At 60.0% G+C, this 19,873-nt stretch carries 25 protein-coding genes; 16 read left to right on the forward strand and 9 right to left on the reverse strand.

The annotated features are described in order from the left end of the window. The first annotated feature begins 51 nt into the window (after positions 1-51). Positions 52-417, forward strand: a complete 366-nt coding sequence (locus tag PSH87_RS13950; protein ID WP_017734209.1) for a histone-like nucleoid-structuring protein, MvaT/MvaU family — start codon at positions 52-54, stop codon at positions 415-417. 109 nt (positions 418-526) lie between these two features. On the opposite strand, the gene PSH87_RS13955 is transcribed toward PSH87_RS13950, so the two are convergent. Further along, positions 527-1,063 (reverse strand): DUF4946 domain-containing protein, encoded by a 537-nt coding sequence (locus PSH87_RS13955; protein WP_305434310.1) that lies wholly within the window; start codon positions 1,061-1,063, stop codon positions 527-529. Between the two features lie 179 nt (positions 1,064-1,242). Here PSH87_RS13955 and gloA point away from each other — a divergent pair, with 179 nt between their 5' ends. Beyond that, the gene (gloA, locus tag PSH87_RS13960; RefSeq protein ID WP_305434221.1) at positions 1,243-1,761 is read left to right on the forward strand and encodes a lactoylglutathione lyase; all 519 of its coding nucleotides are present in this window, start codon (positions 1,243-1,245) and stop codon (positions 1,759-1,761) included. Between the two features lie 115 nt (positions 1,762-1,876). Here the strand turns inward: gloA and ahpF are convergent, their stop codons facing one another. The 3 genes from ahpF to PSH87_RS13975 all read right to left on the reverse strand — a co-directional run bounded on the left by ahpF (position 1,877) and on the right by PSH87_RS13975 (position 5,183). Then, the gene (gene ahpF / locus PSH87_RS13965) at positions 1,877-3,433 is read right to left on the reverse strand and encodes an alkyl hydroperoxide reductase subunit F (RefSeq protein ID WP_017734212.1); all 1,557 of its coding nucleotides are present in this window, start codon (positions 3,431-3,433) and stop codon (positions 1,877-1,879) included. A 121-nt stretch (positions 3,434-3,554) separates the two neighbouring features. Then, positions 3,555-4,118, reverse strand: a complete 564-nt coding sequence (gene ahpC / locus PSH87_RS13970) for an alkyl hydroperoxide reductase subunit C (RefSeq protein ID WP_010210361.1) — start codon at positions 4,116-4,118, stop codon at positions 3,555-3,557. A gap of 132 nt (positions 4,119-4,250) precedes the next feature. Continuing rightward, positions 4,251-5,183, reverse strand: a complete 933-nt coding sequence (locus PSH87_RS13975; protein ID WP_305434224.1) for a site-specific integrase — start codon at positions 5,181-5,183, stop codon at positions 4,251-4,253. Positions 5,184-5,353: 170 nt separating this feature from the next. On the opposite strand from PSH87_RS13975, the gene PSH87_RS13980 reads away from it, so the two are divergent. Then, positions 5,354-6,361: a DNA-binding protein gene (locus tag PSH87_RS13980; protein WP_305434226.1), complete on the forward strand. Its 1,008-nt coding sequence runs from the start codon at positions 5,354-5,356 to the stop codon at positions 6,359-6,361. Here the strand turns inward: PSH87_RS13980 and gorA are convergent, their stop codons facing one another. After that, positions 6,362-7,720: a glutathione-disulfide reductase gene (gorA, locus tag PSH87_RS13985; protein ID WP_305434228.1), complete on the reverse strand. Its 1,359-nt coding sequence runs from the start codon at positions 7,718-7,720 to the stop codon at positions 6,362-6,364. 106 nt (positions 7,721-7,826) lie between these two features. After that, positions 7,827-8,666 carry a UTP--glucose-1-phosphate uridylyltransferase GalU gene (gene galU / locus PSH87_RS13990; protein WP_003212579.1) on the reverse strand — a complete coding sequence of 280 codons (840 nt, stop codon included), beginning with the start codon at positions 8,664-8,666 and terminating at the stop codon, positions 7,827-7,829. Positions 8,667-8,976: 310 nt separating this feature from the next. Between galU and PSH87_RS13995 the strand changes: the two genes are divergently transcribed. Together PSH87_RS13995 and PSH87_RS14000 are read left to right on the forward strand one after the other, a co-directional pair. Continuing rightward, positions 8,977-9,162 (forward strand): hypothetical protein, encoded by a 186-nt coding sequence (locus tag PSH87_RS13995; protein ID WP_017734216.1) that lies wholly within the window; start codon positions 8,977-8,979, stop codon positions 9,160-9,162. A 143-nt stretch (positions 9,163-9,305) separates the two neighbouring features. Further along, positions 9,306-9,587, forward strand: coding sequence for a hypothetical protein (locus PSH87_RS14000; protein WP_026136449.1), 282 nt, complete (start codon positions 9,306-9,308; stop codon positions 9,585-9,587). Positions 9,588-9,596: 9 nt separating this feature from the next. Here PSH87_RS14000 and PSH87_RS14005 read toward each other — a convergent pair whose 3' ends face one another. Both PSH87_RS14005 and PSH87_RS14010 read right to left on the reverse strand, forming a co-directional pair. Further along, the gene (locus PSH87_RS14005) at positions 9,597-9,827 is read right to left on the reverse strand and encodes a hypothetical protein (RefSeq protein WP_017734218.1); all 231 of its coding nucleotides are present in this window, start codon (positions 9,825-9,827) and stop codon (positions 9,597-9,599) included. A 21-nt stretch (positions 9,828-9,848) separates the two neighbouring features. Beyond that, positions 9,849-10,199: a hypothetical protein gene (locus PSH87_RS14010; protein WP_017734219.1), complete on the reverse strand. Its 351-nt coding sequence runs from the start codon at positions 10,197-10,199 to the stop codon at positions 9,849-9,851. Positions 10,200-10,410: 211 nt separating this feature from the next. Here PSH87_RS14010 and PSH87_RS14015 point away from each other — a divergent pair, with 211 nt between their 5' ends. The 10 genes from PSH87_RS14015 to PSH87_RS14060 all read left to right on the forward strand — a co-directional run bounded on the left by PSH87_RS14015 (position 10,411) and on the right by PSH87_RS14060 (position 18,916). Next, complete coding sequence (locus PSH87_RS14015) at positions 10,411-10,713, forward strand: DUF1883 domain-containing protein (RefSeq protein WP_003173824.1); 303 nt, start codon at positions 10,411-10,413, stop codon at positions 10,711-10,713. 26 nt (positions 10,714-10,739) lie between these two features. After that, the gene (locus PSH87_RS14020; RefSeq protein WP_017734220.1) at positions 10,740-10,904 is read left to right on the forward strand and encodes a hypothetical protein; all 165 of its coding nucleotides are present in this window, start codon (positions 10,740-10,742) and stop codon (positions 10,902-10,904) included. 4 nt (positions 10,905-10,908) lie between these two features. Next, the gene (gene alkB, locus PSH87_RS14025) at positions 10,909-11,568 is read left to right on the forward strand and encodes a DNA oxidative demethylase AlkB (RefSeq protein WP_017734221.1); all 660 of its coding nucleotides are present in this window, start codon (positions 10,909-10,911) and stop codon (positions 11,566-11,568) included. A 76-nt stretch (positions 11,569-11,644) separates the two neighbouring features. Beyond that, a complete protein-coding gene (gene ada, locus PSH87_RS14030; RefSeq protein WP_305429836.1) occupies positions 11,645-12,691 on the forward strand; it encodes a bifunctional DNA-binding transcriptional regulator/O6-methylguanine-DNA methyltransferase Ada in 1,047 nt (348 codons plus the stop codon). A gap of 105 nt (positions 12,692-12,796) precedes the next feature. Then, entirely contained in the window at positions 12,797-13,861 is a 1,065-nt protein-coding gene (locus tag PSH87_RS14035; RefSeq protein ID WP_257780723.1) for a nitronate monooxygenase family protein, read from the forward strand. 111 nt (positions 13,862-13,972) lie between these two features. Further along, a complete protein-coding gene (gene modA, locus PSH87_RS14040; protein ID WP_017734224.1) occupies positions 13,973-14,725 on the forward strand; it encodes a molybdate ABC transporter substrate-binding protein in 753 nt (250 codons plus the stop codon). After that, positions 14,726-15,406, forward strand: a complete 681-nt coding sequence (gene modB / locus PSH87_RS14045; RefSeq protein ID WP_017734225.1) for a molybdate ABC transporter permease subunit — start codon at positions 14,726-14,728, stop codon at positions 15,404-15,406. A gap of 5 nt (positions 15,407-15,411) precedes the next feature. Next, positions 15,412-16,491 carry a molybdenum ABC transporter ATP-binding protein gene (modC, locus tag PSH87_RS14050; protein WP_305434312.1) on the forward strand — a complete coding sequence of 360 codons (1,080 nt, stop codon included), beginning with the start codon at positions 15,412-15,414 and terminating at the stop codon, positions 16,489-16,491. Positions 16,492-16,568: 77 nt separating this feature from the next. Further along, entirely contained in the window at positions 16,569-17,606 is a 1,038-nt protein-coding gene (locus PSH87_RS14055) for a DNA topoisomerase IB (RefSeq protein WP_305429840.1), read from the forward strand. Positions 17,607-18,211: 605 nt separating this feature from the next. Next, entirely contained in the window at positions 18,212-18,916 is a 705-nt protein-coding gene (locus PSH87_RS14060) for a YoaK family protein (protein ID WP_305429842.1), read from the forward strand. A 145-nt stretch (positions 18,917-19,061) separates the two neighbouring features. Here the strand turns inward: PSH87_RS14060 and PSH87_RS14065 are convergent, their stop codons facing one another. Further along, the gene (locus PSH87_RS14065) at positions 19,062-19,415 is read right to left on the reverse strand and encodes a hypothetical protein (protein ID WP_017734229.1); all 354 of its coding nucleotides are present in this window, start codon (positions 19,413-19,415) and stop codon (positions 19,062-19,064) included. Between the two features lie 147 nt (positions 19,416-19,562). Here PSH87_RS14065 and PSH87_RS14070 point away from each other — a divergent pair, with 147 nt between their 5' ends. Next, the gene (locus tag PSH87_RS14070) at positions 19,563-19,778 is read left to right on the forward strand and encodes a hypothetical protein (protein ID WP_017734230.1); all 216 of its coding nucleotides are present in this window, start codon (positions 19,563-19,565) and stop codon (positions 19,776-19,778) included. The last annotated feature ends 95 nt before the right edge of the window (positions 19,779-19,873 follow it).

Genomic DNA, 19,873 nt, shown 5'->3' on the forward strand with positions numbered 1-19,873 from the left:
TAGCTTTGCCTGCAGTTGATATCAGCCAACTACATAATTGGAGTACAGAACTTGTCCAGACTCGCCGAATTTCGCGCAGCAGAAAAAGCCCTTCAAGAGCAGCTGGCTCAGCTGGAAACCTTGAAGAATGATGCCGGCCTGAAGAAAGAAATCGAATTTGAAGAAAAGCTTCAAGGGCTGATGAAAAGCTACGGCAAAAGCCTGCGTGACATCATCTCCATCCTTGATCCGAACCCAGGCAAGGCCGGTGCAGCTGTTGCCGCTGCCCCCAAACAGCGCCGCGCCCGTGTGGTCAAGGTTTACCACAACCCGCACACCGGTGAGCTGATCGAGACCAAGGGCGGCAACCACCGCGGCCTTAAAGCCTGGAAAGAACAGTATGGCGCAGCCACTGTAGATTCTTGGCTGCGCGGCTGATCAGACCGCACCCACAAAGAGCCCCGCACATGCGGGGCTTTTTTTTGCAGGTTCGATAACGAACTTAACTAACAGTTCAGTTTGTTCAAAATCGCCCCCGGCAACGCCCTCAAAGTTTCAGGCTGTCGCGCACCGAAGTGACTTCTTCCTTGCTGGTCTCATAGGCTTGCGCCTGCCCGGCATAAGAAAAAACATAGGCCTTTTCGATATCAACTGCGCCCACCAATGTTTGCGAAAGCACATGCCGCCCGTTCTCGGTAATCACGCAAGTAGTTTCCAGCGCATCAAGACCGCTCAATGTGGTTGGGTGCATTTTGCTACACGCACTTTGATAGCCGCCCTGGGCAAACTCTTTCTGGATGGATTTGCGCATCTCCAGCAATACGCCTTGAAGATTAACTTTGTGCCCGGGTTCAATCGGAGTAGCGGTCAACTCCATGACCATCAAGGTCGTGCCATTTTCATCGTTCTTGATCGCGCGCTGGCGTGATACCACAGCGGGCTTTGCCGGTGACTCGCCGTCAGGCACCACTTCCTCGACCTGCCAGCCACTGGGCCAATGAACTTGCGGGTCGGCCGCCAGCACCCACGGACTTGCCAGCAGCGCACACAAAGCGCTCAACAACGGTTTACGAAATTCGATCATTGCGACAAACACCCAAGGTTCCAGCGCCAAAGTTTGAGCCCCGCCCCCCATGCGCCGCAAGGCCGGCGTGACCTTTTTCATTTGGCGCACTGGCCAGGCCTTGCGTATCATGACCCGGCTGCACGGATGCTTGCCGCAAGCCAAGGGACCGCTTTGCCCCCATTTTTTCTGGAGGGCCCATGAGCCTGCACGAACTGAACACTTTCCCGGGCGTTACCGCCCAACCGGACACCGCCACCTCGAACTTCGTGTTCAACCACACCATGTTGCGGGTCAAGGACATCACCAAGTCGCTGGACTTCTACACCCGCGTGCTGGGTTTCTCCCTGGTTGAAAAGCGCGATTTCCCGGAAGCGGAATTCAGCCTGTACTTCCTGGCACTGGTGGACAAGTCCCAGATCCCGGCCGATGCGGCCGAGCGCACGTGGATGAAGTCGATCCCCGGCATCCTGGAACTGACCCACAACCACGGCACCGAAAACGACGCCAGCTTTGCCTACCACAACGGCAACACCGACCCGCGTGGTTTTGGCCATATCTGCATTTCCGTGCCGGACATCGTTGCCGCTTGCGAGCGTTTCGAAGCCCTGGGCTGTGATTTCCAGAAACGCCTGAGCGATGGCCGCATGAAGAGCCTGGCGTTTATCAAGGACCCGGATGCGTACTGGGTCGAGATCATCCAGCCAGCGCCCATGTAAGTAGGTGGCGTGACGCTGAGCGTCACTGGATGCATTCCCACGCAGAGCGTAGGAACGAGCAGGAATAAAAAAACCCCATGATCACTCATGGGGTTTTTCATTTCAGCGGGGCAACTTACGAGGTGCGGATCAAGTGATCAAAGGCACTCAGGGAAGCCTTGGCGCCCTCGCCCACTGCAATCACGATCTGCTTGTACGGCACCGTGGTGACGTCACCGGCGGCGAATACGCCGGGCAGTGAAGTCTCGCCACGGGCATCGACGATGATCTCGCCGCGAGGCGACAGCTCGACGGTACCTTTGAGCCAGTCAGTGTTTGGCAACAGGCCGATCTGCACGAAGATGCCTTCCAGATCGACAGTCTTGAACTCACCGCTGTCGCGATCCTTGTACGCCAGGCCGGTGACTTTCTGGCCATCACCTTTGACTTCGCTGGTCAGCGCGCTGGTGATCACGTCAACGTTCGGCAGGCTGAACAGCTTGCGCTGCAACACCGCATCGGCACGCAGCTTGCTGTCAAACTCCAGCAAGGTGACATGGCTGACAATGCCGGCCAGGTCGATGGCCGCTTCAACGCCGGAGTTACCGCCGCCGATCACCGCTACACGCTTGCCCTTGAACAACGGACCGTCGCAGTGCGGGCAGAAGCACACGCCCTTGGCCTTGTATTCCTGCTCGCCCGGCACGCCCATTTCACGCCAGCGCGCACCGGTGGCCAGGATCACGGTCTTGGACTTGAGGGTCGCACCGCTTTCGAAGCGAATTTCATGCAGCTCGCCTGGGTTCTTGGCCGGAATCAACGCACTGGCACGCTGCAGGTTCATGATGTCCACGTCGTATTGGCGCACGTGGGCCTCAAGGGCGCTGGCCAGTTTCGGCCCTTCGGTTTCCTGCACCGAGATGAAGTTCTCGATGGACATGGTGTCCAGCACTTGCCCACCAAAACGCTCTGCGGCGACGCCGGTACGGATACCTTTACGTGCGGCGTAGATAGCGGCTGCCGAGCCGGCCGGGCCACCACCGACGACAAGCACATCGAACGCGTCTTTGGCGCTGATTTTCTCGGCGGCTTTTTCGATGCCGCTGGTGTCGAGCTTGGCGAGGATTTCTTCCAGGCCCATGCGGCCCTGGCCGAAGTTCACACCGTTGAGGTAGACACTGGGCACCGCCATGATCTGGCGTTCATCCACTTCCGCCTGGAACAACGCGCCGTCGATGGCGACGTGGCGGATGTTCGGGTTGAGCACGGCCATCAGGTTCAATGCCTGGACCACGTCCGGGCAGTTCTGGCAGGACAGCGAGAAGTACGTCTCGAAGCTGAACTCGCCTTTCAGGGCGCGGATCTGTTCAATCACGTCGACACTGGCCTTCGACGGGTGGCCACCGACTTGCAGCAGGGCCAGCACCAGCGAAGTGAATTCATGGCCCATCGGGATGCCGGCAAAACGCAGGCTGATCTCGGCACCCGGGCGGTTGATGGAGAACGATGGCTTGCGCGCATCATGGCCATCGGTTTTCAGGGTAATCAGCGTGGTGAGGCTGACAACGTCCTGCAACAGGGCAAGCATTTCCTGGGATTTCGCACCGTCGTCGAGGGAGGCGACGATCTCGATCGGCTGGGTGACCCGTTCCAGGTATGACTTCAACTGAGCTTTAAGATTGGCGTCCAACATACGGGCGATTCCTTTTAATTCGGTAAAAAAAACGCCCGAGCGAATATCGCCCGGGCGTTTTTGAGGGCGGATGCAGCTTACTTAAGGTGCGGTGTAGTCCGCCCTGAGGTGCTTCACAGACTTAGATCTTGCCAACCAGGTCCAGGGACGGAGCCAGGGTAGCCTCGCCTTCTTTCCACTTGGCTGGGCACACTTCGCCTGGGTGGGCGGCAACGTATTGAGCGGCCTTGATTTTACGCAGCAGCTCGGATGCGTCACGGCCAACACCGCCGTCGTTCAGTTCAACGATCTTGATCTGACCTTCTGGGTTGATCACGAAGGTGCCACGGTCTGCCAGGCCAGCTTCTTCGATCAGCACGTCGAAGTTGCGGGAGATGGTCAGGGTTGGGTCGCCGATCATGGTGTACTGGATTTTGCCGATGGCTGGCGAAGTGTTGTGCCAGGCTGCGTGGGCAAAATGGGTGTCGGTGGAAACGCTGTAGATCTCGACGCCCAGTTTCTGGAATTCGGCGTAGTTGTCGGCCAGGTCTTCCAGCTCGGTTGGGCAAACGAAGGTGAAGTCGGCTGGGTAGAAGAACACCACGGACCACTTGCCTTTCAGGTCGGCGTCAGACACATCTACGAAGTTGCCGTTTTTGTATGCGGTAGCTTTGAACGGTTTTACTTGGCTGTTGATGATAGGCATCGTTGACTCTCCGTCAGGGTTAAGAAGTTGATGAAGTGAATCCTACGCACTCTCTGTGCCGATGGCTCATTGGCAAACCTGATGCTCGCGATTGGTTTTCTCTATCAGCAAGCACTATTAATAGAAGAAATCTTAAAGCAGCGGTTGCGTCGCCAACGTCATGCCGAGAAAAGGCGTCGCTTCAACATAGCGCATGGCGGATTTCATGTCGCTCCAGCCGACGTAACTCATCAGCGACTTGAGATCCCAGCCGCTGCGGTGGGCCCAGGTCGCAAAGCCCCGACGCAGCGAGTGGCTGGTGTAGAGGTCGGCGGCGATACCGGCGCGCTCCAGCGCCTGGCGCAACAGCGGGATCACGCTGTTGGGGTGCAACCCCTCCTCCCCCAGGTTGCCCCAGCGATCAACCCCACGGAACACCGGGCCGCGCACCAGCGCCGAGGCGCTGAGCCATTCGCTGTAGGCCTGCACCGGACACAGGCGCAGCAGCGCGGGGGTCTGGTAGGTCTTGCCGAGGTTGTCGCGGTCGCTTTTGCTGCGCGGCAGGTACAGGCTGATGCCGGCGCCGGGCGTGGCTTGCACATGCTCGATCTGCAGCCGGCACAACTCGTCGCTGCGAAAGCCGCGCCAGAAGCCCAGCAAGATCAACGCGGTGTCGCGCTTCGCCCGCAGCAAGCGCGCCTGGTCATGGGCGTGGGTGGCTTCTTGCACCTCAGTCGCCAGTGAAGCCACCACCCGCTCCAGGTGCTTGAGTTGCAATGGCTCGGCTTGTTTTTCCTGTGCCGGGTGCACGGCACGTATCCCTTTGAGCACCTTGCGCACCACCGGCGCTTTCGTCGGGTCGGGAAAGCCTTGGCTGGTGTGCCACTGCGCCAACGCCGAGAGCCGCAGCTTCAAGGTGTTGACCGCCAGCACGCCGGCATGGGCCACCAGGTAGCGCGCCACGCTGTCGCTGGTGGCCGGCAGAAACCCACCCCAACTCACTTCGAAGTGTTCGATGGCCGCGCGATAGCTGCGCCGCGTGTTGTCGCGGGTGGCGGCATTGAGATAACGGTCCAGATCGCTCATGGGAGGCCTATTCGTACTGCTTGCGGGTGTTCACGCGGTTAAAACGCCAATCACACGGGATAATACGCCAATATCCCATCTGTTAAATCATGATTTTAAACGAATTTATATTCGTGTTAGAGTATGTATCTACATACTACGTACCACAGTACTAAATCAACGGAGACCCCATGGCACGTGGCGGCATAAACAAAGCAGTCGTTCAAACGGCACGCCTGGCGATCCTTGCTCGCGGCGAGAACCCGAGCATTGATGCTGTACGCATCGAAATGGGCAATACCGGCTCAAAGACTACGATTCACCGCTATTTGAAGGAGTTGGACGACAGTGAGTCGCGCCTCACCATCACCCAGGCACCGCTCGACGATGAGCTGGGCGAACTGGTCGCACGACTGGCGCAACGCCTGAAAGAGAAAGCCCAGGAGCCCATCGACCAAGCCCTGGCGCAATTCGAGCAACAGAAAAGCGCCCTGCTCGCCCAGGTAGAAACCCTGGAAGCCGCCCACGGCCAGCTCAAGCAGCAATTTGATATCCAGGCCGCGGCCCTGACCGAAGAAAGCGCTGCCTTGCAAACCGCCAGCACCAGCCTGCAGACCGAGCAAACCCGTAACGCCGGCCTCAGCCAGGCCTGCAGCGATTACGAGCTGCGTATCAATGACAAGGACGAACAGATCCGTTCGCTGGAAGACAAGCACCTGCACGCCCGCGATGCCCTTGAGCATTACCGCAATGCCATCAAGGAGCAGCGTGAGCAGGAACAGCGCCGCCATGAAGGCCAACTGCAACAGGTGCAGGCGGAGCTACGCCAGGCCCAGCAGAGCGCCATGGTGCGCCAGGATGAAATCACCCAGCTGCATCGTGATAACGAGCGGCTGCTGATCGAGCACCGGGTCACCACAAAAGAGCTGGCGACCGCGCAGGAGCAGGCTCGCAAGGACCAGGCCCAGCAGCTCAAGTTGTACGAACAGATGAATCAGATAGACGGCGAACGCAGCCTGCTTCAGGAGCGCTTGCGCGTGGCCGTGCTGGAATGCCAGTCACGCCAGGAGGCACTGGCCGAACACCAGCAGGTGAACAAGACGCTGGAACTGGACCTGATCAAGGCCCAGGCCAGCATCGAGGCATTGCGCCTGGCCGCCGTCGTTGCAACGGCAGCAGAGGCAACGCCAGACGCCTGATCAGCCCGCCACAGGCGTGCGCATGGTGACGAACTCTTCCGCCGCCGTAGGATGCACGCCGATCGTTTCATCGAAATGCCGCTTGGTCGCGCCTGCCTTGAGCGCGATCGCCAGGCCCTGGACGATTTCACCGGCATCCGGGCCAACCATGTGGCAACCCAACACCTTGTCGGTGTCGGCATCCACCACCAGCTTCATCAGGGTTTTTTCCTGGCACTCGGTCAGGGTCAGCTTCATTGGCCGGAAGCGGCTTTCGAAGATCTGCACCGTGTGCCCCTTCTCTTTCGCCTCTTCTTCTGTCAGCCCCACGGTGCCGATATTCGGCAGGCTGAACACCGCTGTCGGAATCATCGCGTAATCCACAGGGCGGTATTGCTCAGGTTTGAACAGGCGGCGCGCCACCGCCATGCCTTCGGCCAGGGCCACCGGCGTCAGCTGTACGCGACCGATCACATCACCAATGGCGAGGATCGACGATTCGGCGGTCTGGTACAGGTCGTCCACTTCGACAAAACCGCGCTTGTCGAGTTTGACCCCCGTGTTTTCCAGGCCCAGGTTATCCAGCATCGGACGCCGGCCAGTGGCGTAGAACACACAGTCCGCCTCCAGCACGCGGCCGTCTTTCAAGGTCGCTTTCAGGCTGCCATCGGCTTGTTTGTCGATGCGTTCGAGATCGGCATTGAACTGCAAATCCAGGCCACGCTTGGTCAGCTCTTCCTTGAGATGGGTGCGCACGGCGCCATCGAAGCCGCGCAGGAACAGGTCGCCGCGATACAGCAACGATGTTTTCGCCCCCAGGCCATGGAAAATCCCTGCGAACTCAACGGCAATATAACCACCGCCCACCACCAGCACGCGCTTGGGCAGTTCTTCAAGGAAAAACGCCTCGTTGGAGCCAATAGCATGTTCGCGCCCCGGAATCTCCGGGATCTGCGGCCAGCCGCCCGTTGCGATGAGGATGTGTTTGGCGGTGAAGCGCTCGCCATTGATTTCCACCTGATGGGCATCAACCAAGCGTGCGTGCCCCTCGTGCAGGGTCACACCACTGTTGACCAAGAGGTTGCGATAAATACCGTTGAGGCGATTGATCTCACGGTCCTTGTTGGCGATCAGGGTCGCCCAATCAAAGTTCGCTTCCCCCAGCGACCAGCCAAAACCGCTGGCCTGCTCGAAGTCCTCGGCAAAGTGCGCGCCATACACCAGCAGTTTTTTCGGCACGCAGCCAACGTTGACGCAGGTGCCGCCCAGGTAGCGGCTTTCGGCCACAGCCACCTTGGCACCAAACCCTGCAGCAAAACGCGCTGCGCGAACACCGCCGGAACCGGCGCCAATTACATACAAGTCAAAATCGTAGGCCATTTCACTCTCCTCGGCAGGACATCAGCATACCGACTTACAGGGTACTGAAAAACGAAAAAGCCACCCGAAGGTGGCTTTCACTTAAAACCGGTCTGGCTACCGTGAATCAGTAAGCCTTGCCAGTCTTGTAGAAGTGCTCGTAGCAGAAGTTGGTTGCTTCGATGTAGCCTTCAGCGCCACCGCAGTCGAAACGACGGCCTTTGAACTTGTAGGCAATCACACAACCGTCTTTGGCTTGCTTGAGCAAGGCGTCGGTGATCTGGATTTCGCCGCCCTTGCCTGGCTCGGTTTCTTCGATCAACTTGAAGATATCCGGGGTCAGGATGTAACGGCCGATGATCGCCAGGTTCGACGGGGCATCTTCCGGCGCTGGTTTTTCAACCATGTCGCGCACGCGGATCAGGCCATCACCAATGTCGTCGCCGGCGATGACGCCGTATTTGTTGGTTTCTTGAGGATCGACCTCTTGCACGGCAACGATGGTGCAACGGTATTTCTGGTACAGCTTGACCATCTGGGTCAGTACGCCGTCGCCTTCCAGGTTGACGCACAGGTCGTCCGCCAGTACCACGGCGAACGGTTCGTCACCGATCAGCGGGCGACCGGTCAGGATCGCGTGGCCAAGGCCTTTCATCTGGGTCTGACGGGTGTAGGAGAACGAGCACTCGTCCAGCAGCTTGCGGATACCAACCAGATATTTTTCCTTGTCGGTGCCCTTGATCTGGTTTTCCAGCTCGTAGCTGATGTCGAAGTGGTCTTCCAGGGCGCGTTTGCCGCGGCCGGTCACGATGGAGATTTCGTTCAGGCCGGCATCCAGAGCCTCTTCGACGCCGTACTGAATCAGTGGCTTGTTCACCACCGGCAGCATCTCTTTAGGCATGGCTTTGGTCGCTGGCAGGAAGCGAGTGCCGTAACCGGCTGCTGGGAACAAGCATTTCTTGATCATATAAGTCCTTACAAAGGGCTGTGCGTACGGAATTCGGCGCAGTCTAATCAGGCCGCAGTCACCTTACAATGGGTCCTGCTGGCGTTGCGATGTCAACATAGAGAAAAAATGTCGGTGTAAGTTCCGCTTATCTTACAGAGGGCGTCGCCACTGACAGGGCCAAAAAAGTCTAGCCCTCACTGTTTTAAAGGGCTGCAACCTTTTTAGCACGCTTTTCGCGGTTGCACATTGGATTGGAATAACTTGCGCGGGGCCGCGACATTTGGCGCTATCATTACCCCCTTGAACTTGACCACGAGATGCTCAATAGATGTCAGAACCAAAAGGCGTAAACGGCTACCTGATCACCAAGCGTGCAGACGGCTGGCACCTGATCAACTTCCACGGCGACAGCGTTGCCGGGGCTTTTGCGACCGAAAGCCAGGCGGCGGCGGTCGCTGAAGTGTTTGTGGATGAAGCCGGCCACGCGTCGAGCAAGCGCCCCAAAGGCAAGTAAGCCTCGGCGCCTTGCGCAAAAGCCCCGGTCAACGGGGCTTTTTTGTGTTTGCCTGTACCTTGGTGGCAGTTCGCTATAGTCTTGCGCAGACGCTCAACGAGTGTATCGGCGCGCCCTCCAACACCCTCTACGACGACCTACCCATGAACAAAATTCTGGCACTGACTGCGGTACTGGCGCTTGCCGGGTGCACCACCACCTCTGATGTCTATCTGAAAAACGGCGAGCAAGGCCTGACCGTCGACTGCTCTGGCGAGGCCAACTCGTGGGCCAGTTGCTACGAAAAAGCCGATGCGTCCTGTGCAGGCACCGGCTATCGCATCGTCGGCACCGAGGGCACGCCGGCCCTGAGCGAGGGCGACAAGACCCTGGGCAAGGACGTCGGCAATTACAAAAGCCGCAGCGTTGTGGTGGTCTGCAAGTAACCCTTGGGGTTACAGGTGCACTTCAGCGAACTTGATACCCAGCCCGCGCAGGGTCTCGGTCAGCGTATCAAGGCTGGCAAAGGATTCGACCTCATCCTGGTCGTCCACCAGGAAAAAGCTGCGACCGCCGCTTTTCTTGAAAAAGACGATCCATTCGCCGAGGTCGGCGGGATTCTGGATCACATGGGTAGCCGAAATCTGGCCCTCGGCGTGGCGCGCTTTGACGTGTTCACGTTTCATATCTGATATTCCGCAACGGCATCAGCCGGAAATGCAATCTTCCCCAGCCTTTTTCACATCACCCGGGCGGATCGGCACATTGGACATGCTCTCATAGAGCTTGATGCTGCTGCCGCTGGAGCGGTCTTCGATCTCGAAAATGGCCGAGGGGTCCGCGGAAAATTTCTGCGGGACAATAACCTGCACACCGTCTTTATGTGGCTCGATTTGCGACGGGCGACGCGTAGCCGACAGCTTGTGTACCACACAGGCAGCATATTCCTGCGGCTTCTTGCCAGAGATGACGGCCAGCGTGGGAGGGGTCTGCTTGATATCGGCAACCGAGGCACACCCACCTAGCGCCACGGCCAGAACCAACACACTCCACTTCATACAAAACCTCCGATAAAGATCCTACGACAGCCGGGATGGCAAATTTCTCCCGTCAACGTAGGATTTATCCCTGATAACTCGGTAAATAACTGTTTTAAATTGTCGATGTCATCGACAACGGCACGATAATAAAAGCGCTGGGGCTGATAAACTCCATCTTAACCTACGTATCGTTCTGATTTTTCAGAAAAAGCCCTTCTGGAGACACCCCATGAAATTCATCCACCAGCGCGAGCACCTCAACGAGGGGGACATTGTCGTCATCGAATGCTCGCAGACTTGTAATATTCGTCTGATGAGCGATGCGAACTTTCGCAGCTTCAAAAATGGCGGCCGCCACACCTACCACGGTGGCGCATTCGACAAGTTTCCCGCCAAGATCACCGCGCCAAGCACCGGCTTCTGGAACATTACCCTGGATGTGGTCACCCGCCGCGCGATCAGCGTGACGCGCAAACCCGCCCTGTCCCACAAGATTCGTATCGTTCGTCGCACCAGCACCAAGCTGAGCTGATTCGGACTCGCCACAGGAAATAAGCAGTGACTACCACCAAATACGTGATCAAGTACAAACTCAACGGCGAACGCCGCTTCGAGTTCGCCCAATTGCACAGCAACAGCGTGGAAGAAGCCAAGCAAGCCCTGGCCAAAATCCATGATGCCAGTGATGAAATCACCGACATCACTGTGAGCAAGGCCCTGTAAACCGATGCCCACCGCCGACCTGTTCGCCGATGACGCCTTGCAACAACCTGCTGGGCGTGAACAAATCGGTGATGAGTCCTACGTGCTAAGGGGTTATGCCCTGCCCTGGATCGAACGTCTTCTACCATCGCTGCGCCAGGTGCTGGCGCAATCACCGTTTCGGCAGATGGTCACCCCAGGCGGTTTTACGATGTCGGCGGCGTTGAGCAGTTGCGGTGAGCTAGGCTGGACCACCGACGCCCACGGCTACCGCTACTCCCCGCTGGACCCGCGCAGCCAACTGCCCTGGCCGACCATGCCCGACGCATTGCGCGAGTTGGCCGTGCAGGCTGCGGCAGACGCGGGCTTCATCGGGTTCGCCCCCGACGCCTGCCTGATCAACCGCTACGTGCCCGGCGCCAAAATGTCCCTGCATCAGGACAAGAACGAACGCCGCTACAGCGCACCGGTGGTGTCGGTGTCCCTCGGCTTGCCGGCGATTTTTCTGTTTGGTGGCCACGCGCGTAGTGACCGGACACAGAAAGTTTCGCTGTTCCATGGCGACGTCGTGGTCTGGGGCGGCGTCGATCGCCTGCGCTTTCACGGCGTGATGCCCGTCAAGGAAGGCCGGCACCCGGTGATGGGCCCGCAACGCATCAACCTGACGTTTCGCACTGCCGGCTGATTTTGACCGCAAGCTTCGGAGTGCCAGGCCGATGCCACAGGGTTACTCTGCGCAAGACCCGTCAAGAGTGCCGCCCATGAACACCGAAGAAGATCCGCGCTGGGCCGCCATTGTCGCCCGCGACCCCAAGGCCGATGGGCTGTTTGTCTACGGCGTAAAAACCACCGGCGTGTATTGCCGTCCCAGCAGCGCCTCGCGATTGCCGCGCCCGGAAAATATCCAGTTCTTCGACACGCCGGCACACGCCGAGGCCGCCGGTTACCGCGCAAGCAAACGTGCGCGCGGGGACCAGACCGAACTGGCAGCCCAGCATGCGCAACTGGTCGCCGAGGCGTGCCGCCACATCGAACAGGCCGACACCCCGCCCAGCCTCAACGCACTCGCCCTGCGTGCAGGGCTCAGCCCTTTCCACTTTCATCGGGTGTTCAAAGCCGTCACCGGGCTGACGCCCAAGGGCTACGCCAGCGCCGAGCGCACGCGCAAAGTGCGTGAAGGGCTCAAGGGCCAGCATTCGGTCACCGACGCGCTGTATGACGCAGGTTTCAACTCCAACAGCCGCTTTTATGAGGCAGCCGATCAGTTGCTTGGCATGAAACCCAGTGACTACAAGGCGGGCGGCACCAACAGCGAGATCCTGTTTGCGGTTGGCCAATGCTCGCTGGGGGCAATTCTGGTAGCGCAAAGCCGCCGTGGCGTGTGCGCCATTCTGCTGGGGGACGACCCGGACGCCTTGGTGCGCGACCTACAGGATCAGTTTCCCAAGGCTGACCTGGTGGGCGCAGACCTTCACTTCGAACAAACGGTTGCGCAAGTCGTGGGTTTTATCGAGGCGCCCGCCCTCGGCCTGGACCTGCCACTGGACCTGCGTGGCACCGCCTTTCAACAACGGGTGTGGCAAGCCCTGCGCGATATCCCATTGGGCAGCACCGCCAGTTATGCGCAGATCGCCGAGCGTATCGGCGCACCCAAGTCATTCCGCGCAGTGGCCCAGGCGTGTGGGGCCAACTGCCTGGCAGTGGCCATCCCGTGCCACCGCGTGGTGCGCAGCAATGGCGAACTGTCGGGCTACCGCTGGGGTGTGGAGCGCAAGCGGCGCTTGCTGGCACGCGAAAGTGACAGCTGACGCGCACGAAAAAGCGCCGGCGTCCAGTGAATAAAACAGAGTGGCCGGCAGCCAAGGGCCCTGCTAAAACAGCGAAAAATCTTACTAACGCTGGAGACGCATCCCATGAGCACCTGGCCAGACACCCGCCTGATTGACCTGTTGGGCATCGATACGCCCATCATCCAGGCCCCCATGGCGGTCGGTACCACCACGGCCATGGTCATCGCCGCCAACAACGCCGGCGCGCTGGGTTCGCTGCCAGCGGCGGCGCTCAGCCTCCCACAGCTGCGTGAAGCGCTCAGCACGATTCGCCAGGCCAGCACACGGCCCATCAACGTGAATTTCTTCTGCCACCAGCCACCTGAGCCCGACGCAGCACGCGATCAACACTGGAAAGAATTGTTGAAGCCCTACTACCTCGAATTGGGCGCCGACTTTGACGCGCCGACGCCCGTCTCCAACCGCGAACCGTTTAACGACGCCGCCTGCCAGGTGGTTGAAGAATTCCGTCCCGAAGTGGTGAGTTTTCACTTTGGCCTGCCGGAAAAAGCCCTGCTGGATCGAGTGAAAGCCACCGGGGCCAAAGTGCTTTCGTCGGCAACCACCGTGGAAGAAGCGATCTGGCTGGAACAACACGGCTGCGACGCAATCATCGCCATGGGCATTGAGGCCGGTGGGCACCGTGGCTTGTTTCTGAGCAGTGACCTCAACACCCAGATCGGCTTGTTCGCCCTGCTGCCGCAAATCGTCGATGCCGTCAGCGTGCCGGTGATCGCCGCCGGTGGCATTGGCGACGCACGGGGGATTGTCGCGGCCTTCGCCCTGGGCGCCTCGGCGGTGCAGATCGGCACCGCCTACCTGTTCACTCCCGAAGCCAATGTCACACCGTCCCATCACCACGCCTTGCGTCATGCCCAGGCCAGTGAAACCGCGTTGACCAACCTGTTCACCGGCCGCCCGGCACGGGGCATTGTCAACCGGGTCATGCGTGAGTTGGGTGCGATCAACCCGGCGGCGCCGGCATTTCCTACTTCCGGCGGCGCGCTGATACCGCTCAAGGCGAAGGACGAAGCCGGTTTCAGCAACCTGTGGTCGGGCCAGGCACTGCGCCTTGGCAAAGACATCTCCACCTATGACCTGACACGGGAATTGGCCGAACAGGCGTTGGCCAAACTCACGAAAAACTGACACCTGGGGCAACTTGGCACTGTACCGGCAATGGCTAACCGCTATATATTCCCGTAAATAGCGGTAACGCCTTCTACCTATAACAAGCCGTACACCCTCAGGAGCTGCTCTATGAAGATTCGTGTTTCACGCCTGGCCGCGCTGGTTGCCGCCCTTGCCTTCGGTTCGGCCCACGCCGATGAAGTGCAAGTCGCCGTCGCGGCCAACTTCACCGCCCCGATCCAGGCGATTGCCGCCGACTTCGAAAAAGACACCGGTCACAAACTGGTCGCCGCCTACGGCGCCACCGGCCAGTTCTATACGCAGATCAAGAACGGCGCGCCGTTCGAAGTGTTCCTTGCCGCCGATGACACCACCCCGCAAAAACTGGAAAGCGAAGGCGATACCGTCAAAGGCTCGCGCTTCACCTACGCGGTGGGCACCCTGGCGCTGTGGTCGGCGAAAGAAGGTTATGTTGACGCCAAGGGCGAAGTGTTGAAGAAGAACGACTTCAAACACCTGTCCATCGCCAACCCGAAAGCCGCGCCCTACGGCCTGGCCGCCACCCAAGTGCTGGCAAGGGAAGGCTTGACCGACAAGGTCAAGGACAAGCTGGTTGAAGGCCAGAACATCACCCAGGCCTATCAGTTCGTGTCCACCGGCAATGCCGAGCTGGGCTTCGTGGCCTTGTCGCAGATCTATAAAGACGGCAAAGTCACCAGCGGTTCGGCGTGGATTGTTCCGTCGTCCATGCATGATCCGATCAAACAGGACGCGGTGATCCTCAACAAAGGCAAGGACAGCGCCGCTGCCAAGGCCCTGGTTGAATACCTGAAAGGGCCAAAGGCCGCGGCCGTTATCAAGTCCTACGGTTACGAGCTCTAAATGCCGCTATCGAGTGCCGATTTTTCCGCTATCTGGTTGACCATCAAGCTGGCGTCACTGACCACCGTGATCCTGCTGGTCATCGGCACTCCGATTGCCCTGTGGCTGTCGCGCACCCGATCGTGGTGGCGCGGCCCCATTGGCGCGGTCGTTGCCTTGCCGTTGGTGTTGCCACCGACGGTGATCGGTTTCTACTTGCTGTTGACCATGGGCCCCAATGGCTACTTCGGCCAGTTCACCCAATGGCTGGGCCTGGGCACCCTCACCTTCAGCTTCGCCGGGCTGGTGATTGGCTCGGTGATCTATTCCATGCCGTTTGTGGTGCAGCCGTTGCAAAACGCCTTCTCCGCCATCGGCACGCGCCCCCTGGAAGTGGCGGCGACCTTGCGCGCCAATCCCTGGGACACGTTTTTCACGGTGATCCTGCCCCTCGCCCGCCCGGGGTTTATCACCGCGTCGATTCTCGGTTTCGCCCACACCGTCGGTGAGTTCGGCGTGGTGTTGATGATCGGCGGCAATATCCCGGACAAGACCCGCGTGGTCTCGGTGCAGATCTACGACCACGTCGAAGCCATGGAGTATGCCCAGGCCCATTGGCTGGCGGGTTCCATGGTGGTGTTCGCGTTCCTCGTGTTGCTGGCGCTCTACTCCAGCCGTAAAACAAAAATGGGCTGGAGCTGACCGTGATGATCGATGTGCGCCTGCAACTGAGCTACTCGGGATTTGCCCTCGATGTGGACCTGCAATTACCGGGTCGCGGCGTGACCGCGTTATACGGCCACTCCGGCTCCGGCAAAACCACCTGCTTGCGTTGCATCGCCGGGCTGGAGCGCGCCGAACACGGCGTTGTGCAGATCAACGATGAAGTGTGGCAAGACAGCGCCAAAGGACTGTTCGTGCCCCCGCACAAGCGCGCCCTGGGTTATGTGTTTCAAGAGGCGAGCCTGTTCCCCCATCTGTCGGTGCGGGCCAACCTGGAGTTCGGCCTCAAGCGTATTGCGCGGCAACAGCGCCGCGTGGACATGGCCCAAGCCACCGAACTGCTGGGGATCGGCCACTTGCTCGATCGCCACCCGCAACACTTGTCCGGCGGTGAGCGCCAACGCGTCGGCATCGCCCGCGCACTGCTCACCAGCCCGCAATTATTGTTGATGGATGAACCGCTGGCGGCCCTCGACAGCAAGCGCAAGGGCGAGATCCTGCCGTACCTCGAACGCCTGCACGATGAACTGGACATCCCCGTGCTGTACGTCAGCCATGCCCAGGACGAAGTGGCGCGCCTGGCCGATCACATCGTCCTGCTCAATGACGGCAAGGTCCTGGCCAGCGGGCCCATCGGCGAAACCCTGGCGCGGCTGGACCTGCCGATGGCCTCCGGTGACGACGCCGGCGTGGTGATCAATGGCACCGTCAGCGCCTATGACGAACACTATCAATTGCTGACCCTGCAACTGCCCGCCAGTGCCTTGCACATGCGTGTGGCCCATGCGCCGCTGGCGTTGGGCAAGGCGTTGCGGATCAAGGTGCAGGCGCGGGACGTGAGCCTCAGCCTGCAGGCGGAGGAGCACAGCAGCATCCTCAATCGCTTGCCGGTGACAGTCATCCAGGAGCTGGGGGCCGACAACAATGCCCACGTCCTCGTGCGCCTGGATGCGGCCGGCACACCGCTGCTGGCACGCATCACCCGGTTCTCCCGTGATCAGCTGCAACTGCGCCCCGGCCAGACGCTGTGGGCACAGATCAAGGCGGTGGCGGTACTGGCGTAGGCAAACTTTTGGCACGACGGCGCAGGGCTGCGGTCAATCAGGCATACCGGCCTGATTGTTGCCAAGGAACCTTCGCCATGCCCGACGCCCCGCTGCCCCGCGACCTGCACTACGTTGACGACACCCAGCCGGGCATTCGCCGCAAGACCCTGCGCGGCAAATTCCAGTACTTCGACGCCAAGGGTGTGCGGATCAAGGACGCAGCTGAAATCCAGCGCTTGAACGCCCTGGCCGTGCCGCCGGCCTACACCGACGTGTGGATCTGCGCCGACCCGCGCGGCCATCTGCAAGCCACCGGCCGCGATGCCCGTGGGCGCAAGCAGTACCGCTATCACCCGCGCTGGCGTGAAGTCCGCGACAGTGACAAGTACTCGCGTCTCCAGGCGTTTGGCGAAGCCTTGCCAAAACTGCGCAAGAAGCTCGAAGCACAGATCGCCGAGCCAGGTTTTAGCCGGGAAAAGGTATTGGCCACGGTGGTGATGCTGCTTGACGCGACGCTGATCCGCGTCGGCAATAGCCAGTACGCGCGTGAGAACAAGTCCTATGGGCTGACCACCCTGCGCAACCGGCATGTCGACATCAAGGGCAGCGAGATCCAGTTCCAGTTTCGCGGCAAGAGTGGCGTGGAGCACCAGGTCAGCGTACGGGACCGCCGGCTGGCGACGGTGGTCAAGCGCTGCCTGGAGCTGCCGGGGCAAGATCTTTTCCAATACCTCGACGCGGATGGCGCGCGGCACACGGTCAGTTCCCATGACGTCAACGCCTACTTGCACAGCCTCACCGGCGCCGACTTCACCGCCAAGGACTATCGCACCTGGGCCGGTACGGCCCTGGCGCTGGCCGTCTTGCGTGAACTGGAGTGGCAACCCGAATCCGATGCCAAACGGCACGTGGTGGCAACGGTCAAGGACGTTGCCAAGCAACTGGGCAATACCCCGGCGGTGTGCCGCAAGTGTTACATCCACCCCGCTGTATTGGAGCATTTCAGCCTGGGGGAACTGTCCAAACTGCCAAAGCCGCGGGTGCGCAAGGGGCTCAAGGCGGAAGAGGTGGCGCTGGCGATATTCCTGGAGCAGCTCACGGCGAGCCCACCGGAAAAAGCGCAGCCTTCCTGACCAACACCGTTAACCGTTGTAGCTGGCTTGTGAGGGAGCCAGGCAACACCTCTACCAGCCATGCCGCCGCCTTCGCAGCCTCGCTAAAGCTCGACAGCTCCCACAGGGAATTGGCTGTGCCTGGAGGATCCTCAGCCGAACAATGACAGCCCAACAACACCGATCAACTGTGGGAGGTGGCTTGCCTGCGATGGCGGTGGGTCAGTCAACCCCTCTGCCAGCAATGCCGCCGCCTTCGCAGCCTCGCTAAAGCTCGACAGCTCCCACAGGGAATTGGCTGTGCCTGGAGGATCTCCAGCCGAACAATGACAGCCCAACAACACCGATCAACTGTGGGAGCTGGCTTGCCTGCGATGGCGGTGGATCAGTCAACCCCTCTGCCACCCATGCCGCCGCCTTCGCAGCCTCGCTAAAGCTCGACAGCTTCCACAGGGAATTGGTTGTGCCTGGAGGATCTCCAGCCGAGCACTTACTGCCCAGTCACATCGTTCAAAGGTGGGAGCTGGCTTGCCTGCGATGACATCCGCCCAGATCCAGGTCATTGCGCACACCCGCAAAGCGTCCTACGGTAGTGGCCGAATAATCTTGCCGAGGAGCCCGGCCCCATGCTGCCGTCGTCCCCCAAGCCTTACGCCAATGCCCTACACGCTCACCGCCAACGCTGGCGTGGCCGGGTCGGTTTGATGCTGGTCGCGTGCCTGTCGGTGCTGGCCGGCATGACCGATGCCATTGGCTTTATGGCCAGTGGCGATTTTGTCTCGTTCATGAGTGGCAACACCACGCGGTTGGCAGTGGCGATCAGTGCCGGTGATCTTGGCCTGACCGGGCGGCTGCTGTTGCTGGTGGCCACCTTTGTCGTCGGCAATGCGTTGGGTGTGATGGTCAGCCGTTTCAGTCGCCGGCATGCCCTGCCCTTGCTGCTGTGCATCGCCGCCCTGCTCTGCACTGGCGCGATGTTGCCCATGGACGATGCCTTGCCCGCCTTGCTCGCGGCGATCATTGCGATGGGCATGCTCAATGCGGCAGTGGAAGAGGTCAACGGTTTGCCGGTGGGCCTGACGTACGTGACGGGCGCGCTCTCGCGTTTTGGCCGTGGCCTGGGGCGTTGGATGCTGGGGGAGCGCCGCAATGGCTGGCGTGTGCAACTGATTCCTTGGGGCGGAATGTTTGTCGGGGCGGTGCTCGGCGCATGGCTGGAGCAGCGGATGGGCCTGAAGGCGCTGATGGTCAGCGGTGGATTGGCGGCGTTGCTGGGCCTGGTGTCGCTGAAGATTCCACGGCGCTGGCAGTTGGGCTACATGCCGCGCTAGAGGAAAAAAGATGCTCGTCCGACGTGTCGGCCTCGACGTCCGTGTACTGGTAAAGAGCCATCACGCCGAACGAGCGGGACGAATGATAAGCGAATGTCCGGCGGCTGTCCCGCCGGGCATTTCCTAAAACCACTAAGGCAACGGATTACAGGCAAGTCGCGAGTGCCGCCAGGCGGCGCTTGGCGGGCATGTTGTCTTCCACGGCGTAGTACTTCACGGTGGCGCCAGCGCCCGCACTTTGTACATCGACAAAGTAATCGCCGCCGGTGGTGTACACGGTGAAACCGCCTGGCCCGTTGGGTTCCTTGAAGCCGCCCGCATCCACGCCGAATACGCTTTCGTCCTGCCAGCCGAACTGGATGCATTCGGCGACCACCAGGGTGGCCTTATCCGAAGCCAGGGTCTTGTAGGGCGTGCCCGCGCGCGCGTCTTTCATCTTCGAACCTGCGCAACCGGCCAGTGCCGCCAGTATCAATGCGCCCATTACCACCTTGTGCATGCCATCGCTCCGTCGCAAAAAAAACGCGACTCTACCACTTGCCGGCGACCGAGGGGCCAAAGGTGGCGCCTGCTGATACATGGCATTATGATGCCAACGTTGATCTCACTGAGGAGGTCAACGGGATATTCTCTACAAGGAAGCGTCATGAAAGATTTCGTCATCAGCGTCAACAACACTGTGCTCTACATCGCCCTGGCCTTCGTTTGGCTGATGGGTTTGGTCACGATGTTCGGTGCAAGTTTCCTGACGGGCCTGGCGGTCCTGATCGGCGGCACGTTGACGTGGTGCATCATTTCCGGCTTCTGGTTCGTCCAGTCGGCCACGTATGAAGAACTGCGCAAGCTCAACGCCAAGAGCTGATGCAATACGGCAGGATGAATTTAGTTTCACTGTGAAGGGAGAATGCGCCACCTATAGTGGCCACGCTCATTTTTAGAAGTCTCCCTTCAGCCCGC

This window comes from Pseudomonas sp. FP453 (assembly GCF_030687495.1).
Classification (GTDB): Bacteria; Pseudomonadota; Gammaproteobacteria; order Pseudomonadales; family Pseudomonadaceae; genus Aquipseudomonas.

Bases quoted from the DNA above. Each gene is read 5' to 3' on its own strand.
- PSH87_RS13955 (WP_305434310.1), bottom strand. From the start codon at position 1,063: ATGATCGAATTTCGTAAACCGTTGTTGAGCGCTTTGTGTGCGCTGCTG.
- gloA (WP_305434221.1), top strand. From the start codon at position 1,243: ATGAGCCTGCACGAACTGAACACTTTCCCGGGCGTTACCGCCCAACCG.
- ahpF (WP_017734212.1), bottom strand. From the start codon at position 3,433: ATGTTGGACGCCAATCTTAAAGCTCAGTTGAAGTCATACCTGGAACGG.
- ahpC (WP_010210361.1), bottom strand. From the start codon at position 4,118: ATGCCTATCATCAACAGCCAAGTAAAACCGTTCAAAGCTACCGCATAC.
- PSH87_RS13975 (WP_305434224.1), bottom strand. From the start codon at position 5,183: ATGAGCGATCTGGACCGTTATCTCAATGCCGCCACCCGCGACAACACG.
- PSH87_RS13980 (WP_305434226.1), top strand. From the start codon at position 5,354: ATGGCACGTGGCGGCATAAACAAAGCAGTCGTTCAAACGGCACGCCTG.
- gorA (WP_305434228.1), bottom strand. From the start codon at position 7,720: ATGGCCTACGATTTTGACTTGTATGTAATTGGCGCCGGTTCCGGCGGT.
- galU (WP_003212579.1), bottom strand. From the start codon at position 8,666: ATGATCAAGAAATGCTTGTTCCCAGCAGCCGGTTACGGCACTCGCTTC.
- PSH87_RS13995 (WP_017734216.1), top strand. From the start codon at position 8,977: ATGTCAGAACCAAAAGGCGTAAACGGCTACCTGATCACCAAGCGTGCA.
- PSH87_RS14000 (WP_026136449.1), top strand. From the start codon at position 9,306: ATGAACAAAATTCTGGCACTGACTGCGGTACTGGCGCTTGCCGGGTGC.
- PSH87_RS14005 (WP_017734218.1), bottom strand. From the start codon at position 9,827: ATGAAACGTGAACACGTCAAAGCGCGCCACGCCGAGGGCCAGATTTCG.
- PSH87_RS14010 (WP_017734219.1), bottom strand. From the start codon at position 10,199: ATGAAGTGGAGTGTGTTGGTTCTGGCCGTGGCGCTAGGTGGGTGTGCC.
- PSH87_RS14015 (WP_003173824.1), top strand. From the start codon at position 10,411: ATGAAATTCATCCACCAGCGCGAGCACCTCAACGAGGGGGACATTGTC.
- alkB (WP_017734221.1), top strand. From the start codon at position 10,909: ATGCCCACCGCCGACCTGTTCGCCGATGACGCCTTGCAACAACCTGCT.
- ada (WP_305429836.1), top strand. From the start codon at position 11,645: ATGAACACCGAAGAAGATCCGCGCTGGGCCGCCATTGTCGCCCGCGAC.
- PSH87_RS14035 (WP_257780723.1), top strand. From the start codon at position 12,797: ATGAGCACCTGGCCAGACACCCGCCTGATTGACCTGTTGGGCATCGAT.
- modA (WP_017734224.1), top strand. From the start codon at position 13,973: ATGAAGATTCGTGTTTCACGCCTGGCCGCGCTGGTTGCCGCCCTTGCC.
- modB (WP_017734225.1), top strand. From the start codon at position 14,726: ATGCCGCTATCGAGTGCCGATTTTTCCGCTATCTGGTTGACCATCAAG.
- modC (WP_305434312.1), top strand. From the start codon at position 15,412: ATGATCGATGTGCGCCTGCAACTGAGCTACTCGGGATTTGCCCTCGAT.
- PSH87_RS14055 (WP_305429840.1), top strand. From the start codon at position 16,569: ATGCCCGACGCCCCGCTGCCCCGCGACCTGCACTACGTTGACGACACC.
- PSH87_RS14060 (WP_305429842.1), top strand. From the start codon at position 18,212: ATGCTGCCGTCGTCCCCCAAGCCTTACGCCAATGCCCTACACGCTCAC.
- PSH87_RS14065 (WP_017734229.1), bottom strand. From the start codon at position 19,415: ATGCACAAGGTGGTAATGGGCGCATTGATACTGGCGGCACTGGCCGGT.
- PSH87_RS14070 (WP_017734230.1), top strand. From the start codon at position 19,563: ATGAAAGATTTCGTCATCAGCGTCAACAACACTGTGCTCTACATCGCC.